The organism is Verrucosispora sp. WMMD703, assembly GCF_049178935.1.
Classification (GTDB): Bacteria; Actinomycetota; Actinomycetes; order Mycobacteriales; family Micromonosporaceae; genus Micromonospora; species Micromonospora sediminimaris.
On sequence record NZ_JBMHMM010000004.1, the window covers coordinates 1,678,158 to 1,693,452 of the forward strand.

The window sequence follows — 15,295 nt, forward strand, 5'->3', positions numbered from 1 at the left end:
CGCCCGACTCGAAAAGGCAACAACCGCCCCGTGTGCCACGGGTCGGCCGTATCTCCACGCCTGGAAAAGGGAGACCCGTCATGACCAGATTATTCCGACGTAAGACGGCTGCGGTGGCGATCGCGGCACTGGCGCTCGCCCTGGCCGGCGGCGGCATCGCGGTGGCGAAGCCGACCGCCGAGTCTGCCCAGCCCACCGCCCGCACCGCCCAGCAGCCGGCCGTCACCACGGCCTCGCTCAACAGCGCGAAGGCCACCCTCGCCAAGGGTGACGGGATGAGCGCCCAGGCCGTCAGCGGCTTCTACGCCACGGCGGTCAACGCCAACGGCACCAAGGCCCGCGGTGCCGGCGTCGTCATCAAGTACGGCGTCGGGGAGTACGAGGTGCAGTTCGGCAGCAACGTCACCAACGGCATCTACGTGGCGACGATCGGCCGGCCAGACTCGTGCTGCATCCCGCCCGCCGGTGAGATCTCGGTCGCGCGGCGGCTGCTCACCCCGAACGCGGTCTTCATCCAGACCCGCGACTCCGCGGGTGTCCCCGCCGACCTGCCGTTCTACCTCCTCGTGCACCGCTGAACCGTCCACTGTCACCGGCCTCCGTCACTCGACGGAGGCCGGTGTCGTGCCGGGCCCGGCAGGTGCGGTGTGGTGGCTCTCCAGCGAACGCCCGGAGGTGCTGTCCGGTAACGGTGCCGATCGCCTGGTCTGGGCAGTCGAGGGCCGGAAATTCCGACGTTTGTCCGCCGGTCGGCTCGGGAAGCAAGCACCGTGACGGACATCTCGGACACCATGGCCAGCCTGCCCACCCCGGCCGATCCGGACGCGACCGCGGCGCAGTTGGACCAGACGCTCTTCGAGGTCAAACGCGTGATCGTCGGGCAGGATCGGCTCGTCGAACGCCTTCTGGTCGCGCTACTGGCCGACGGGCACTGCCTGTTGGAGGGCGTACCGGGGGTGGCCAAGACCCTGGCCGCGCAGACCCTCGCGACGGTGGTCGGTGGCAGCTTCTCCCGCATCCAGTTCACCCCTGACCTCGTACCCTCCGACATCGTCGGCACCCGGATCTACCGCGCCTCGAAGGAGAGCTTCGACGTCGAGCTGGGCCCGGTGATGGCGAACCTGGTGCTGGCGGACGAGATCAACCGAGCGCCGGCGAAGGTGCAGTCGGCGTTGCTGGAGGCGATGGCCGAGCGTCAGGTGTCGATCGGCGGGCGCAGCCACCCGGTACCGGTGCCGTTCCTGGTGCTGGCCACCCAGAACCCCATCGAATCGGAAGGGGTCTACCAACTGCCGGAAGCGCAGCGGGACCGCTTCCTCATGAAGATCGTCGTCGACTACCCGGACATCGCCGACGAGTTGGCGATTCTCTACCGGATGAGCGCCGACCGTCCCCGGGCGCACCGGGTGCTCGACCCGGACCGGTTGCGCGATTTCCAGCATCAGGCCAGGCAGGTGTTCGTCCATCACGCCATCGCCGAGTACGTGGTCCGGCTCATCCTCGCCACTCGTGATCCGGGCCGGTTCGGGTTGCCGGAGGTGGCCGGGCTGCTCGCCTACGGTGCCAGTCCACGCGCCACCCTCGGCCTGGTCTCGGCCGCCCGCGCCCAGGCCCTGCTCCGGGGGCGGGGCTACGTCCTCCCCGACGACGTCCGGGAACTCGCCGTGGACGTGCTGGCCCACCGGCTGGTGCTCTCCTTCGACGCGGTCGCCGACGGGGTCAGCGCCGAATGGGTCGTCCATCGGCTGGTCGAGGCGGTTCCGCCGCCCCAGGTGGCCACCGCCAGGCCGGAGTACGCGACTGACCTGGCAGCCGCCTGATGGGCCGCCGGAACCCCACGCCGCCCGTCGCGGCGGATCCGATGCTCGCCGACCTCACTCCGGGCCAGCGGTTGCGGCGGCTGGAACTCACTGTGACCCGGCGCCTCGACGGCCTGCTGCACGGCGAGCGGCATGGTCTGCTGCCCGGCCCGGGCAGCGAACCGGCGGGCAGTCGCGAGTACCGACCAGGTGAGGACGAGGTGCGCCGGATGGACTGGTCGGTGACGGCCCGCACCGCCGTCCCGCACGTGCGGGAAGTGGACGCCGACCGGGAGTTGACCACCTGGCTGCTGGTCGACGCCAGCCCCAGCATGGAGTACGGCACCGCCGAGTTGGACAAGCGCGAACTGGCGGTGGCCGCGGTCGCCACCATCGGCTTCCTCACCGCCGGACCGGGCAACCGGCTCGGTGCGCAGGTGCTCACCCCCCACGGGCTGCACCGGGTGCCGGCCCGCGGCGGGCGTACCCACCTGTTGGGGCTGTTGCGCGCGTTGCTGGCCGCGCCCCGGGCCGGCGACCAACCGGACCCCGCGCCCGCCGCTGGGCTGGCTGACGCGCTGGCCGAGGTGCGCCGGGTCGCCCACCGGCGTGGTCTGGTGGTGGTGGTCTCCGACTTCCTCGACGGCCTGCCCGACGATGCGCGGCTGCCGGCCCGGTGGGAGCGTCCGCTACGTCGGCTCACGGTGCGTCACCAGGTGCTCGCGGTCGAGGTCACCGACCCCCGCGAGTGGGAACTGCCGGACGTCGGTCTGATCACCCTGGTCGACCCGGAGACCGGCGAGCACCGCGAGGTGTGGACCGGCGACCGCCACCTGCGCGAGCGCTACGCGGCGGCGGCTGCCGCCCAGCGGGAACAGGTCCGGGACGCGCTGCGCCGGGCCGGTGCGACCCATCTGGCGCTGCGTACCGACCGGGACTGGACCGTCGACATCGTTCGGCACGTGCACGCGCAGCGCCGGCTGGCGTCCGCAGCGGCCCCGGCACGTCGGGGAGGTGCGGCGTGATCTGGCAGTCACCCGTCCGGCTCTGGCTGCTGCTCGGCGTTCTCGCACTGGCGGCGGCGTACCTGGTGGCCCAGCGGCGGCGCAGCCGGTACGCGGTCCGCTTCACCAATCTGCGGTTGCTCGACCGGGTCGCGCCCCGGCGTCCGACCTGGCGTCGGCACCTGCCGGCCGGCCTCTTCCTGGCCATGCTGGCCCTGCTCGTGGTCGGCTTCGCCCGTCCCACCGCCGAGGTCCGGGTGCCCCGGGAACGCGCCACCGTGATGGTGGCGGTGGACGTCTCCACCTCGATGCTCGCCGGTGACGTCGAGCCGGACCGGCTCAGCGCGGCGAAGGGCGCCGCCCGGCGGTTCGCCGACGGCCTGCCCCGGGAGTTCAACGTGGGGCTTGTCGCGTTCGCCGGTAGCGCGGCGGTGCTGGTGCCACCGGGCACCGACCGGGAAGCGCTGCACGACGGGATCGAACGGCTGGCCGAGGGGGCGACGGGTGTGCAGGGCACCGCGATCGGCGAGGCGATCAGCACCTCGCTGGGCGCCGTGAAGGCACTGGACGACAAGGCCGCGACCGAGCCGCCACCGGCCCGGATCATCCTGCTCTCCGACGGGGCGAACACCTCGGGCATGGATCCGGTGGAGGCCGCCGCCGAGGCGGTGGCCCTCGACGTACCGGTGCACAGCATCTCGTTCGGTACCCCGGGCGGCTTCGTCGACCGGGGTGGGCGGCCGATCCAGGTGCCGGTGGACGGGGAGACATTGCGGGCCGTGGCCGAGCAGACCGGGGGCGGCTTCCACGAGGCCGGTACGAGCGCCGAACTGCGGGCCGTCTACGACGACATCGGCAGTTCGGTGGGTTGGCGCAAGGTGCGGCAGGACGTCTCGGCCCGGTTCATCGGGCTCGGGCTGGTCTTCGCGATGGGCGCGGCGGTCGGCTCGATGCGCTGGTTCTCCCGCCTGCCCTGAATCCGACCGCCCGATCCGCGACAGCGGCCACAGCAGGCCGCACACGTGAGGAGCGTACGTATGGCAGTGCAGACCGGACTGGGCGAGCCACGTGGGCCCTGGTTCGTCTCGCCCGATCTCGACCCGGACGGGCGGGGCGGGTCGGACGCGGCGTCGCAGAACCGGGAGCGGTTGCTCGGCGGCTGGCGCCGCAGACTGCTGGCCGGGCTGGCGATGGTGTCGATCTCTGCCGGGTCGGGGGCACTTGCCGGTGGTTGGGTGGCCGGCCGGGACGGTGTCACGGGACCGGCCGCCGCGTCCGCAGCCCCGGTCCCGGCGGAGTTGGTGACCGCCGCAGAGAAGACCGTGCCCGGCGTGGTGTCGGTGTTGGTGGGCGGCGGCACGAATGGCTCGGCGAGCGGTTCGGGCTTCGCGGTCGACGCCGAGCAGCACATCATCACCAACGACCACATCATCGCCAAGGGGCGGGGTGGCCCGGTGACCGTCGAACTGCCGGACGGCCGGCGGTTCGCGGCGGAGGTGGTGGGCCGGGAGCCGGACAGTGATCTCGCGGTGCTCAAGGTGCCGGCGTCGGCCGGCCTCACGTCGCTGCCATTGGCCAAGCCGGGTTCGACCCGGGTCGGTGAGCCGGTGTTGGCGGTCGGGTCGCCACTGGGGCTGCCCGGCACGGTCACCGCCGGCATCGTCAGCGCGTTGGACCGCCAGGTGCGTCTCGGCGACAACCGGCACCGGGCGGTGCAGACCGATGCTTCGATCAACCCCGGCAACTCGGGCGGACCACTTGTCAATGCCCGGGGTGAGGTGGTCGGAGTGAACACCGCGATCGCGACCATCGACGGCAACGGTTCCATCGGTATCGGGTTCGCCATCCCGATCGAGCAGGTGCAGCAGACCGCTGACACGATCATCGGAAAGGGGGGATAGCTACAGATAGTCACTGTCCGATTACGGGGAGATCGGGGCAACTGTCGGATTCCGGCGGTCGATGATCGGAGAATGGAAATATTACGCTCAGTATGAATACTGGCGTGGGTGGAGCGTCCTCTCATCGCGGCCCTCCTGCTGGTGGGCCTCATCATCGGAAGTGGCGTCGGGTCGTCGTACGCGCGCGCCCGGCGTGGCTGGAACGACTACCAGGCGGCGAAGAAGACCGTGCCCGGAGCGCGTCGCGCCGCCTGGATGCTGATCAAAGTCGTCACCACGAAGGTCGGCGTCATCGCCCTGCTTCTGGTCGGAGCGGTCGCGTACGCCGCCGCCGGTGGCAGCGACGACCCGGCACCAGTGCCGACGCCGAGCAGCAGCGCGGACGAGCGACCCGCCCGCTGACCCCGGGCCCTGAGGCTGGCGGTGCGCTCGCGGCGTTGGTGCGAACGCGTCCCGCACGCCGCGCTAGCCTCAGGGCGTGGACGACGGACTGCGGGTGACCGACCGCTGGGTGGTTCCCGCCGGTGAACTGCGCGAGCGGTTCTCCAGGTCCTCCGGGCCGGGCGGGCAGGGCGTCAACACCGCAGACTCCCGGGTCGAGCTGAGCTTCGACCTGGCCGGCTCACCGAGCATTCCCGATTCGCTGCGCACCCGGGCCCTGGACCGGCTCGCCGGACGGCTGGTCGACGGCGTGCTGACGATCGCCGCCAGCGAGCACCGGGCCCAGCTGGCAAACCGGGAAGCGGCCCGGGAGCGCCTGGTGTCGTTGTTGCGCGAGGCGGTGGCCCCACCACCGCCACCACGCCGTCCGACCCGCCCGTCGCGGGCGGCCAAGGAACGGCGGCTGGCCGAGAAGAAGCGTCGCGGACAACGCAAGCGCGACCGGCGGGTCGACGGCGAGTAGTCCTACGAAGCGCGGTCGAGCAACGTCGAGCAGACCTCGATCAGTCGGGCCCGCAACTGGCCGGCCCGTCGCGCGAACTCCCGTTGCCGCGCCACGTACTCGGCCTTGCCCTCCGGCGTCTCGATGGCCACCGGCGGTTGACCGTACGAGGAGAAGTCGTACGGCGACGCCTGCATGTCGAGCAGCCGAATGTCGCCGGCCAGCTCAAAGCAGTCGAGTGCCAGCTCGCCGGGGACGGCTGGGCCCAGCTTGGTGGCCCACTTGTGGCAGTCCATGGAGGCGTGCAGACAGCCCGGCTGGTCGAGGTCTACCTGACCGGCCCGGGTCGGTCGGAGGTGGTTGCGCTCGACCGCGTCGGGGGTGAAGAAGCGGTACGCGTCGAAGTGTGTGCACCGGATCTGGTGCGCCTCGACCACCGCGTCGGTGCCCTGCTGGCCGAGCCGAAGGGGAAGCGGGTGGCGGTGCTCACGCTGGCGGTACACCATCGCCCACTCGTGCAGCCCGAAACAGCCGGTGAAGGCCGGGCGGGACGCGATCGCGGTCAGCAGCCGGTGGATGAACCGCACCGAGTCGCTCCGGTCGGCGAGGAACGCGTCGATGTCGAGCCGCACCGTGCCGTCCGGGTCGGTCGCGTACCAGCGCCACGAGTGGTGTGGTGCCGGGCCCTCCGGGCCGGCTTCCAGCCGGACACCGACACCTGGGTGCCAACGGCGGAGCACCGACGGTCGGGTGCCGTAGTAGTCGTACAGAAAATCGTCGATGGCGTGGCGTTGTCCGGTGGCCCGCCGGGCCCGGTGGCCGGCGGTCAGCGAGTCGGCGCGCCGTTCGTGACCGGTCAGCAGCGGCCGCCAGACGGCGGCGGGGAGGCTGGTCACCTGCCGCCCGACCGGCGCGTGGGCCCGCCCGCCGACCGCGCCGACGGCGGCGGGCGGGGCGGGGGCGGGCACGGCGGTCACGGCACCAAGGGTACGACCGCCGTCCGGTGTCCGGGTCAGGGCACGTCGACCCGGACACCGGCGGAGAAGACGCCGCTGCGCAGCTCCAGCCGCTGCGGCGCCTCCCGCCCGTTGATCGTGAAGACCAGCGGCAGCACCACCCGGCTGCCGGCGGCCACCGGGTCGGCGAACACGTCGCGTCCCTGGTTCGCGCGGCGGGTGGCCGGCTCGTCGGTGGTGACCCAGTTGCCGTTCGCCAGGTACGCCCGCTGCAACTTCCCGTGCCAGCTCTGATGCTCCGGGGTGAGGTTGCGGACCCCGACGGTCGCCTGACACTGCCGTGCGCCCCGGCCCGGTTCGCAGGTCATCCGGTAGACGGTGAACTCGAACGCGTCCTCGCGCAGCGGCATACCCAGGCTCCCGGCGACCCCGGTGCCCTTCCAGGCGCCGCTGGTCGGCTGACCGTCCGTGTCGATCGCGGTGACCCGGCGGGTGGCGGACCACGCGGCGGCGCCGACCGTGCCGGCCAGCACGATCGCGGCCACCGGCACCACGATCCAGACCGGTGGCTTGCGGCGCCGGGCCGGCGGTCGGGGAGCGGCCGGGCGCGGATAGATGGTGCCCGGCCCGTCCGAGGCCAGTGCCGCGGCCACCGGCCGTCGGCGGTGTCGCCAGGTGAGCAGTGCCACCATGCCCAGCACCAGCAGCGCGGCCCCGGCGGCCAGTAGCGCGGGTGCCTGCCGACGCCAGCCCGTGGCCTCCTGCGACTGCGACGCCGCCATCCCCGGCGCCGTCCAGGTGGCGCTCGCGCAGTCGTACGGCTGCCGGCCGTCGCTGGCGAAGGCGCACGTCGGTGCGGTCACCGGCTGTCGGGATCCGGTCGTGGTGAGCGTGGTGCCCAGCGTGGTGGTGCTGTCCGGCGGCAGCTTCAACCGCCAGGTCACCTCGGTGGCCGGCGACCCGCCGGGGCGTAGCACCCGACCTCCGTCGCTGACCGTCGTCGCCGAGACGCCCTCGGGGAGTTCCTGACGGACGGTCGTCTCCACCGGGGTCTTGCCGGCGTTACGGACCTCGATCCGGTACCCGGGCGCGGCGCTGCGCTCCGGTGCGACCCGTACGCTCACCTTCGGCCTGGCGGCCGGCGAAACCACCCGGGTCGGCGTCGGTACCGCTGGTGGTGCGGCCGGCATGCTGGGGTCGGGTGCAGCCGCTGCGGGCTGGAGCCGCCCGGCCGGTGCAGCGTGCGGGGCGGTGGCCGCCGGTGTGTCCGGAGCGGTGGCGGTCGGCAGCACCGGCAGCGCGGTCAGCAGACCGACGCAGTGCACGATCGCGGCGAGGGTCTTGTGGTGTCGTGTCGATGCAGGCATACGAACGAACCTCCGCAGCCGACGCTAGGTGCGGGCGCGCGTCGTGTGGGTACGAAGCGGCGAATCCGGCCCCGGGGGTGGGCGGCGCGGGTAAGCTTCGGCGATCGTCCGCCGGCCGCACTACATTGGCCTGGTGCGTATCGCTCGTTTCGCTCATGCCAAGGGAATGTCGTTCGGCGTCGTCGAGGGAGAGCCGGAGGCGGGTCCGCAGGGGCTCACCATCGCCGAGATCTCCGGCCACCCGTTCGGCCAGATCACGTTCAGCGGGGTCCGCTGGGCGTTGTCCGACGTCCGGCTGCTCTCGCCGATCCTGCCCAGCAAGGTGGTCTGTGTCGGCCGCAACTACGCCGAGCACGCCGCCGAACACGGCGCGGAGGTGCCGAAGGAGCCGTTGTTGTTCCTGAAGCCCTCGACCTCGGTCATCGGTCCCCGGGACGCGATCCGGCTACCGGAGTTCAGCAAGCAGGTCGAGCACGAGGCCGAGCTGGCGGTGGTGATCGGCGCGCCGGGCGCCCGCCGGGCGGACCGGGCCGCGGCGGAGCGGGCCATCTTCGGCTACACCTGCGCCAACGACGTCACCGCTCGGGACCTCCAGCGCTCCGACAGCCAGTGGACCCGGGCCAAGGGGTTCGACTCGTTCTGCCCGATCGGGCCGTGGATCACCACCGGGCTGGACGTCACCGACCTGGAGATCCGCTGCGAGGTAGGTCGCGACCCGGAGGAAATGGAGGTACGGCAGCTGGGCCGTACCGGGGACATGGTCTTCGACGCGCCGGCTCTGGTGTCGTACGTCTCACACGTGATGACGCTGCTACCCGGCGACGTCGTGTTGACCGGTACTCCGGCGGGGGTTAGCCCGCTCGTCGACGGGGATACGGTGAGCGTCCGGATCGAGGGGATCGGTGAGCTTACGAACCCGGTCGTGTCGACGGCCTGATCGCCGTTTTGGCAGCTCAGGAGCGGTTTGGGGAAGTCGATTTGGCCTGTCGGTGCCGGGAGGGTAGAGTTTGTTCCCGGCGCCGCAAGGGGCCAATGGGGTATGGGGTAATTGGCAGCCCGACTGATTCTGGTTCAGTTAGTCTAGGTTCGAGTCCTGGTACCCCAGCGCAGCCGAGATTCGTCACGAATCGAGGCCGCTGGATTCTGGTGGAGTTCGGCACCGATGCACCGCGAGGGGCTCCGGTAGCGAGATCTGGTAGAGTTCGGCGGCACCGCCCGAAAGGGTGGTGCCGCGATGTGTTCTGGCCCCGTCGTCTAGCGGCCCAGGACGCCGCCCTCTCAAGGCGGTAGCGCCGGTTCGAATCCGGTCGGGGCTACAGGTGTTCACGGCTCGTTCCGCTGCTGCGGAGCGGGCCGTTTCGCTTTCTGCAAGCCGTTCCGCTTTCGTGGGGCAGCCTGATCGGCGTGATCCCGCCGACGCGCCACCCCCTGTCGGGCCGGCTGCGACGGCGCGGCTAGACTACTGCCGCACCGCCCACCAGGGCTGGTGAATCAGGAAAGTCCCTGGCCCCGTCGTCTAGCGGCCCAGGACGCCGCCCTCTCAAGGCGGTAGCGCCGGTTCGAATCCGGTCGGGGCTACCACACACCCACCCACCACCCACCCACCCGCCTTGCGGAGTTGACCAAGAAGTTTGCGCCCTGGACTCCGCGTGGCGGCGACCAAAACTTCTTGATCAACGGGATCGACAGGGTTGGCGGGATCGACGGGGTCAACGGGATCGACGGGGTCAGAGGCCGGAGAGGCGTTGGCCGGCTCGGACGACGGCCATGGCGTGGCGTTCGCCGGGGCGGCGGCCGAGGCGCTCGATGGGGCCGGAGATGGAGATGGCGGCAATCACCCGGCCGGTGCGGTCGCGGATCGGGGCCGAGACGCTCGCCACACCTGCCTCGCGTTCGGCGACGCTCTGCGCCCAGCCTCGGCGGCGTACCTCGGCGAGGGTGCGGCCGGTGAACTTCGACCGGGGCAGCAGCGGCATCACCGCCTCGGGCGGCTCCCAGGCGAGCAGGATCTGCGCCGCCGATCCGGCGGTCATCGGCAGCACCGAGCCGACCGGCACCGTGTCGCGCAGCCCACTGGCCCGCTCAGCTGCGGCCACGCAGATCCGCTCGTCCGCCCGGCGCAGGTAGAGCTGGGCGCTCTCGCCGGTGGCGTCCCGCAGCGCGGCCAGCAACGGCTCGGCCGCGGTCAGCAGCACATCCGGCGCCGCGTTGGCCAGCTCACCCAGGCGTGGACCGGGACGCCAGCGACCCTGTGTGTCCCGGACCAGCATCCGGTGGATCTCCAGCGCCTGGGCCAGCCGGTGTGCGGTGGCTCGGGGCAGCTTGGTGCGTTCAACGAGTTCGGCCAGGCTGGCGCCGTCGACACAGGCGGCCAGGATGACCACCGCCTTGTCGAGAACGCCGACACCGCTCATACTGTGTCCCACAAGCCGAAATTTACCTCCCAGAATTTAGGATGTCCAGATGGTGGGAGTCACTCCTGAGCCGAGGACCCTGGCCGAGAAGGTCTGGGACGCACACGTCGTCCGGTCCGCCGATGGTGAGCCCGATCTGCTCTTCATCGACCTGCACCTGCTGCACGAGGTGACCAGTCCGCAGGCGTTCGACGGCCTGCGCATGGCCGGCCGCCGGGTGCGGCGTACCGACCTCACGCTGGCCACCGAGGATCACAACACCCCGACCGGGTACGCCGATCCCTCGTTCCAGCAGCGCCGTGGCGACCTGCTCACCATCGCCGACCCCACCTCCCGCACCCAGATCGAGACGCTGCGACGCAACTGCGCCGAGTTCGGCGTACGGCTGCACCCGCTCGGCGACGCCAACCAGGGCATCGTGCACGTCATCGGTCCGCAGCTCGGCCTCACCCAGCCCGGCATGACAATCGTCTGCGGCGACTCGCACACTGCCACGCACGGCGCGTTCGGTGCCCTGGCGTTCGGCATCGGCACCAGCGAGGTCGAGCACGTGCTGGCCACCCAGACGCTGCCGCAGGCCCGACCGAAGACGATGGCGGTCACCGTCGACGGTCAGCTCGGCCCCGGCGTCACCGCCAAGGACCTGGTGCTCGCCCTGATCGCCAAGGTCGGCACCGGCGGCGGGCGCGGGCACATCGTGGAGTACCGGGGTGAGGCGATCCGGGCGCTGTCCATGGAGGGACGGATGACGATCGCCAACATGTCCATCGAGTGGGGCGCCAAGGCCGGCATGATCGCGCCGGACGAGACCACCTTCGCGTACCTGAAGGGGCGCCCCAACGCACCCAGCGGCGCCGACTGGGACGCGGCGCTGGAGTACTGGCGGACGCTGCCCACCGACGAGGGCGCGACCTTCGACTCGGAGGTGACGCTGGACGCCGCCGAGATCACGCCGTTCGTCACCTGGGGCACCAACCCCGGGCAGGGCGCACCGCTGGGCGCGGTCGTACCGGATCCGGAGGAGTTCGTCACCGAGCCGGAGCGGGCCGCCGCCCGTCGCGCCCTGGCGTACATGGACCTGCGCCCCGGCACCGCGCTGCGGGACCTCCCCGTCGACGTGGTCTTCGTCGGTTCGTGCACCAACGGGCGCCTGGAGGATCTCCGCGCCGCCGCCGACGTGCTGCGCGGCCACCGGGTGGCTGACGGGGTACGCATGCTCGTGGTACCCGGCTCGGCCGCGGTGCGGGAGGCCGCCGAGGCGGAGGGGCTGGACAAGGTCTTCACCGACGCCGGTGCCGAATGGCGCTTCGCCGGCTGCTCCATGTGTCTGGGCATGAACCCGGACACGCTCTCGCCGGGGCAGCGCGCCGCCTCGACCTCCAACCGGAACTTCGAGGGCCGCCAGGGCCGGGGTGGGCGTACCCACCTGGTCAGCCCGCCGGTGGCCGCCGCCACCGCCGTCGTCGGCCGGCTGGCCGCTCCCGCCGACCTGTAGAAGGGCTGCGACATGGACAAGTTCACCGTGCACACCGGTACCGCCCTGCCGCTGCGGCGGTCCGACGTGGACACTGACCAGATCATCCCCGCCGTGTACCTCAAGCGGGTGACCCGGACCGGATTCGCCGACGGGCTGTTCAGCGCGTGGCGCGAGGATCCGGCATTCGTGCTCAACGATCAAGCTTATTCGGGAGCGTCGATTCTGGTGGCCGGTCCCGAGTTCGGCACCGGGTCATCGCGGGAGCACGCCGTGTGGGCGTTGCGTGACTACGGCTTCCGAGTGGTGATCTCGCCGCGCTTCGGTGACATCTTCCGCGGCAACGCCCTGAAGGAAGGGCTGCTTCCGGTAGAGCTGGAATTGAAAGCCGTCGAAGAAATCTGGAGCCTGGTCGAGGAGAATCCCACCACCCCGGTGGTCGTCGACCTGACCGCTCGCGAGGTGCGGGTCGACACCGCAACCTGGTCGTTCCCGCTCGACGACTTCAGCCGGTGGCGGCTTATGGAGGGCTTGGACGACATTGGACTCACCCTCCGCCACGAGGACCGGATCAGCGCCTTCGAGGCCGACCGACCGGCCTTCCTGCCCCGGGTCGCGTAGCCCGAACGCCCCGATCCGGAGCCGATTTCGCCCCCACCGGTGCCACCGGTGGGGGCGAATCCGTTACGACACAAGGGCTTTTTTCCGCCGAATGTTTGTGTCCCGCCAGCACAGGGCATACCGTGCGCGCAGAATGGCTCGCGTCGAGTCAGTTGCACAATCAGGAGGAAGTCGTGAACAAGGCCGAGCTCATCGAGGCGCTCGCCGTTCGCCTGGGGGACCGGAAAACGGCGACGGCCGCGCTCGACGCGGTCCTCGCTGAGGTCCAGGCGGCGGTCACCAAGGGCGAGAAGGTGGCGATCACCGGTTTCGGAGCGTTCGAGAAGCGTGTACGGGGCGCGCGAACAGCCCGCAACCCGCGTACGGGGGAGGCAGTGAAGGTCAAGAAGACCTCGGTGCCGACGTTCCGCCCCGGCGCCGGGTTCAAGGAGATGGTGGCCAGCGGCAAGGTGCCGAAGGCCACGGCTGCGGCGAAGAAGACCGCCGGAGCCACCGCCAAGGCCACCGGTGCCAAGGCGACCGCGGCGAAGAAGACGACCGCGGCGAAGAGCACCGCCGCCAAGAAGACCACGGCGAGCAAGACCGCGGCGGCCAAGAAGACCACCGCGACCAAGACGACCGCGAAGGCCGCTCCGGCGAAGAAGGCTGCCACCAAGAAGGCCGCCCCGGCGAAGAAGACCGCCGCGGCGACCAAGGCGACGGCGGCCCGCAAGACCGCGGCGGCCAAGAAGGCACCGGCGAAGAAGGCGCCGGCCAGGAAGGCTGCGACCCGGCGCTGAGCCGGTCGTACGACGAGGGCGCCCGCCGACACGGTGGGCGCCCTCGCCATGTCCACCCCGACGGTCCACCGCCACGGTGGGGAACCGTTGACCGGCCCGGGACCCGGCCAGCAGAATCGCCGCACCACCCCTCGCCGGAAAGAGAACCGCGTTGAGTCAGCGTCGTCTCGGCACCGCCGCCCTGGCCCTGGGAATCGTCGTCCTGACCGACGTGCTGCGGGTCTTCCTGCCCTCGGTCATCACCATCTTCGGTCAGGCCGCCTCGACCCCGGCCGAGCTGCTCGGGGCATTCGCCGTCGGCTGGTTCGTGCTGGCGCTCGCCGCGCCGGCCCTCGTCGCGCGGGTCGGCCCGGCCACCGTCGGTGTGACTGCGGCGCTGGTGCTCGGTGCCGCCCGGCTCGCCCTCACCGCCGCGCCGGGTGGCCGGGCCCAACTGTGGCTGGCCAGCGCCGGTCTGTTCGCCGGTCTGGTCTGGCTGGCCGCCACCGCCGCCCGGGTCGCGCACCCGCTACCCGGGCTGGTGCTGGGGCTGACCGCGAGCGCGCTGGGCCACGCCCTGCTCGGCACGTACGACCTGGTGTGGTGGGAGCGATGGCCGGCGTGGGTGGCCAGCGTGGCGGTGGTGGCCGCGCTGCTGGCCACCGAGACGGCGCTCGGCCGCGGCCGCAGCGCCACGCTGCCGGTCGACGGTGCCGGCCCGCCGGTCGACGACCATGCCCCGCCGAACCGCCGGGCCTGGCTGCTCGTCGGGCCGGCGCTGCTGCTCGGCGGCATGGTGGCGCTGTCACCCGCGGTCGCGATCAGCGCCATGTCCTACTGGTACGGCGAGGCCGGCACCGCCGCGCCACCACCGTTCGCGTTGGCGCCGCTGGGTGTCGCGGCACCACTGTTCCTGCTCGGTGCGCTGACTCCGGTGCGCCCACGGTGGCGGGCGGTGCCACCGGTGCTGCTGCTCGCCGGGGCTCTGCTGTTCGGCTACGGCCCGCCGACGCTGCTCACCTTCGCCATCCTGGCCAGCGCGGCGGGGCTGGGCGGCTGCCTCGGCCTGGCCGCTGACGGACCGTCGTCGCAGCGGGCCGTCCGGACCGGCACGGGCCCGGCGTACGCGGTGGTGGGCGGGATGCTCGTCTTCGCCGTCGCCGCGCTGGTGTACTACGCCGCCTACGACCTCGGCTATCCCAACGAGTGGGTGCCGGCCGTGGTGGCCGCCCTGACCGGGGTGGTCGCGATGCGCGGCGTGACCGCGTCCGGCGGGCACCGGCCATCGCCGGGGGAACCCGCGCCAGGGCTTCCCCAGCGGCGGCTCGCGGTGCTGGCCGCCGTCGTCGCCCTCGCCGCCGCCTGGCTGCACGGGCCGTGGCTGGTGGCCAGCAACCGGGGCGGGCCGCCGGAGCGGGTGCGGCTGGTGGCGTACAACATCCGGATGGGCTTCGGCCTCGACGGCCGCCTCGACCTCACCGCCCTGGACCGGGCGGTCGGTCGCGCCGACGTGGTGGTGCTCAGCGAGGTCGACCGGGGTTGGCTGCTCAACGGTGGCCACGACACGCTGGGCCTGCTCGCCGCCCGGCTGGGGATGCCCTACGTCTTCGCGCCCGCCGCCGACCCGCTGTGGGGGGACGCGGTGCTCAGTCGCTGGCCGGTGCAACGGGCGCGTACCCGTCCGCTGCCGGCGGTGGGCGCGCCCACCGGGGCACAGGCGCTCGGCGTCACCGTCGACCTCAGTGCCGGCGTACGCCTGGCCGTGGTGAGCACCCACCTGCAACCGCCGCCCGGTGCGGACCCGGTGGTCCAGGCCCGTGCCGTCGCGGACTTCGCCACCGGGTACGCCGACGGCGCGCCGCTGGTGGTCGCCGGTGACCTCAACACCGAGCCGGGCGATCCGGCTTTCACCGCCTTCACCAGCGCCGGCCTGGTCGACGCGCTCGCCGCCGCCCGCCCGCTGCCGACCAGCCCGGCGGACGATCCGCACGAGCAGATCGACCACGTCTTCGTCTCACCCGACCTGACCGCGGCCGACGCGGCAGCGGTGCCGGGCACCGCCAGCGATCACCTGCCGGTCGCCGTCACCCTCACCCTGCCCGACCGCTGAGAGAGGCA

General features: G+C 72.1%; 15 protein-coding genes and 3 tRNA genes. 15 read left to right on the forward strand and 3 right to left on the reverse strand.

Going from position 1 to position 15,295, the window contains the following annotated elements; all coding sequences use genetic code 11:
* Positions 1–80 precede the first annotated feature (80 nt).
* The 7 genes from ACN26Z_RS08340 (at position 81) to arfB (ending at position 5,608) form a co-directional block, all read left to right on the forward strand.
* Positions 81–578, forward strand: a complete 498-nt coding sequence (locus ACN26Z_RS08340) for a hypothetical protein (RefSeq protein WP_093401750.1) — start codon at positions 81–83, stop codon at positions 576–578.
* Between the two features lie 192 nt (positions 579–770).
* Complete coding sequence (locus tag ACN26Z_RS08345; RefSeq protein WP_093401749.1) at positions 771–1,820, forward strand: AAA family ATPase; 1,050 nt, start codon at positions 771–773, stop codon at positions 1,818–1,820.
* Positions 1,820–2,824, forward strand: coding sequence for a DUF58 domain-containing protein (locus tag ACN26Z_RS08350; RefSeq protein ID WP_421460566.1), 1,005 nt, complete (start codon positions 1,820–1,822; stop codon positions 2,822–2,824). Before ACN26Z_RS08345 ends, ACN26Z_RS08350 begins: the two co-directional genes overlap by 1 nt.
* A complete protein-coding gene (locus ACN26Z_RS08355; protein ID WP_093401747.1) occupies positions 2,821–3,780 on the forward strand; it encodes a VWA domain-containing protein in 960 nt (319 codons plus the stop codon). Before ACN26Z_RS08350 ends, ACN26Z_RS08355 begins: the two co-directional genes overlap by 4 nt.
* A gap of 60 nt (positions 3,781–3,840) precedes the next feature.
* Positions 3,841–4,704: a S1C family serine protease gene (locus tag ACN26Z_RS08360; RefSeq protein WP_093401746.1), complete on the forward strand. Its 864-nt coding sequence runs from the start codon at positions 3,841–3,843 to the stop codon at positions 4,702–4,704.
* 108 nt (positions 4,705–4,812) lie between these two features.
* A complete protein-coding gene (locus ACN26Z_RS08365; RefSeq protein WP_093401745.1) occupies positions 4,813–5,106 on the forward strand; it encodes a hypothetical protein in 294 nt (97 codons plus the stop codon).
* Between the two features lie 76 nt (positions 5,107–5,182).
* Positions 5,183–5,608: an alternative ribosome rescue aminoacyl-tRNA hydrolase ArfB gene (arfB, locus tag ACN26Z_RS08370; protein WP_093401744.1), complete on the forward strand. Its 426-nt coding sequence runs from the start codon at positions 5,183–5,185 to the stop codon at positions 5,606–5,608.
* A 2-nt stretch (positions 5,609–5,610) separates the two neighbouring features.
* On the opposite strand, the gene ACN26Z_RS08375 is transcribed toward arfB, so the two are convergent.
* Positions 5,611–6,483 (reverse strand): 3-methyladenine DNA glycosylase, encoded by an 873-nt coding sequence (locus ACN26Z_RS08375; protein ID WP_421464577.1) that lies wholly within the window; start codon positions 6,481–6,483, stop codon positions 5,611–5,613.
* Between the two features lie 116 nt (positions 6,484–6,599).
* A complete protein-coding gene (locus tag ACN26Z_RS08380) occupies positions 6,600–7,910 on the reverse strand; it encodes a hypothetical protein (RefSeq protein ID WP_421460569.1) in 1,311 nt (436 codons plus the stop codon).
* 133 nt (positions 7,911–8,043) lie between these two features.
* Here ACN26Z_RS08380 and ACN26Z_RS08385 point away from each other — a divergent pair, with 133 nt between their 5' ends.
* The 4 genes from ACN26Z_RS08385 to ACN26Z_RS08400 all read left to right on the forward strand — a co-directional run bounded on the left by ACN26Z_RS08385 (position 8,044) and on the right by ACN26Z_RS08400 (position 9,491).
* Positions 8,044–8,847 carry a fumarylacetoacetate hydrolase family protein gene (locus ACN26Z_RS08385; protein WP_421460570.1) on the forward strand — a complete coding sequence of 268 codons (804 nt, stop codon included), beginning with the start codon at positions 8,044–8,046 and terminating at the stop codon, positions 8,845–8,847.
* Between the two features lie 96 nt (positions 8,848–8,943).
* A tRNA-Gln gene (locus tag ACN26Z_RS08390) sits at positions 8,944–9,015 on the forward strand.
* A 138-nt stretch (positions 9,016–9,153) separates the two neighbouring features.
* Positions 9,154–9,226: transfer RNA gene (locus ACN26Z_RS08395), tRNA-Glu, on the forward strand.
* A gap of 189 nt (positions 9,227–9,415) precedes the next feature.
* A tRNA-Glu gene (locus tag ACN26Z_RS08400) sits at positions 9,416–9,491 on the forward strand.
* A gap of 146 nt (positions 9,492–9,637) precedes the next feature.
* Here ACN26Z_RS08400 and ACN26Z_RS08405 read toward each other — a convergent pair.
* A complete protein-coding gene (locus ACN26Z_RS08405; RefSeq protein WP_013284529.1) occupies positions 9,638–10,324 on the reverse strand; it encodes an IclR family transcriptional regulator in 687 nt (228 codons plus the stop codon).
* Positions 10,325–10,373: 49 nt separating this feature from the next.
* Between ACN26Z_RS08405 and leuC the strand changes: the two genes are divergently transcribed.
* From leuC to ACN26Z_RS08425, 4 genes are all read left to right on the forward strand, one after another.
* Positions 10,374–11,819: a 3-isopropylmalate dehydratase large subunit gene (gene leuC / locus ACN26Z_RS08410; protein WP_093401741.1), complete on the forward strand. Its 1,446-nt coding sequence runs from the start codon at positions 10,374–10,376 to the stop codon at positions 11,817–11,819.
* A gap of 12 nt (positions 11,820–11,831) precedes the next feature.
* The gene (gene leuD / locus ACN26Z_RS08415) at positions 11,832–12,419 is read left to right on the forward strand and encodes a 3-isopropylmalate dehydratase small subunit (protein ID WP_093401740.1); all 588 of its coding nucleotides are present in this window, start codon (positions 11,832–11,834) and stop codon (positions 12,417–12,419) included.
* Positions 12,420–12,592: 173 nt separating this feature from the next.
* Positions 12,593–13,198 carry an HU family DNA-binding protein gene (locus ACN26Z_RS08420; protein WP_093401739.1) on the forward strand — a complete coding sequence of 202 codons (606 nt, stop codon included), beginning with the start codon at positions 12,593–12,595 and terminating at the stop codon, positions 13,196–13,198.
* Positions 13,199–13,349: 151 nt separating this feature from the next.
* A complete protein-coding gene (locus ACN26Z_RS08425) occupies positions 13,350–15,287 on the forward strand; it encodes an endonuclease/exonuclease/phosphatase family protein (protein ID WP_421460571.1) in 1,938 nt (645 codons plus the stop codon).
* Positions 15,288–15,295 lie beyond the last annotated feature (8 nt).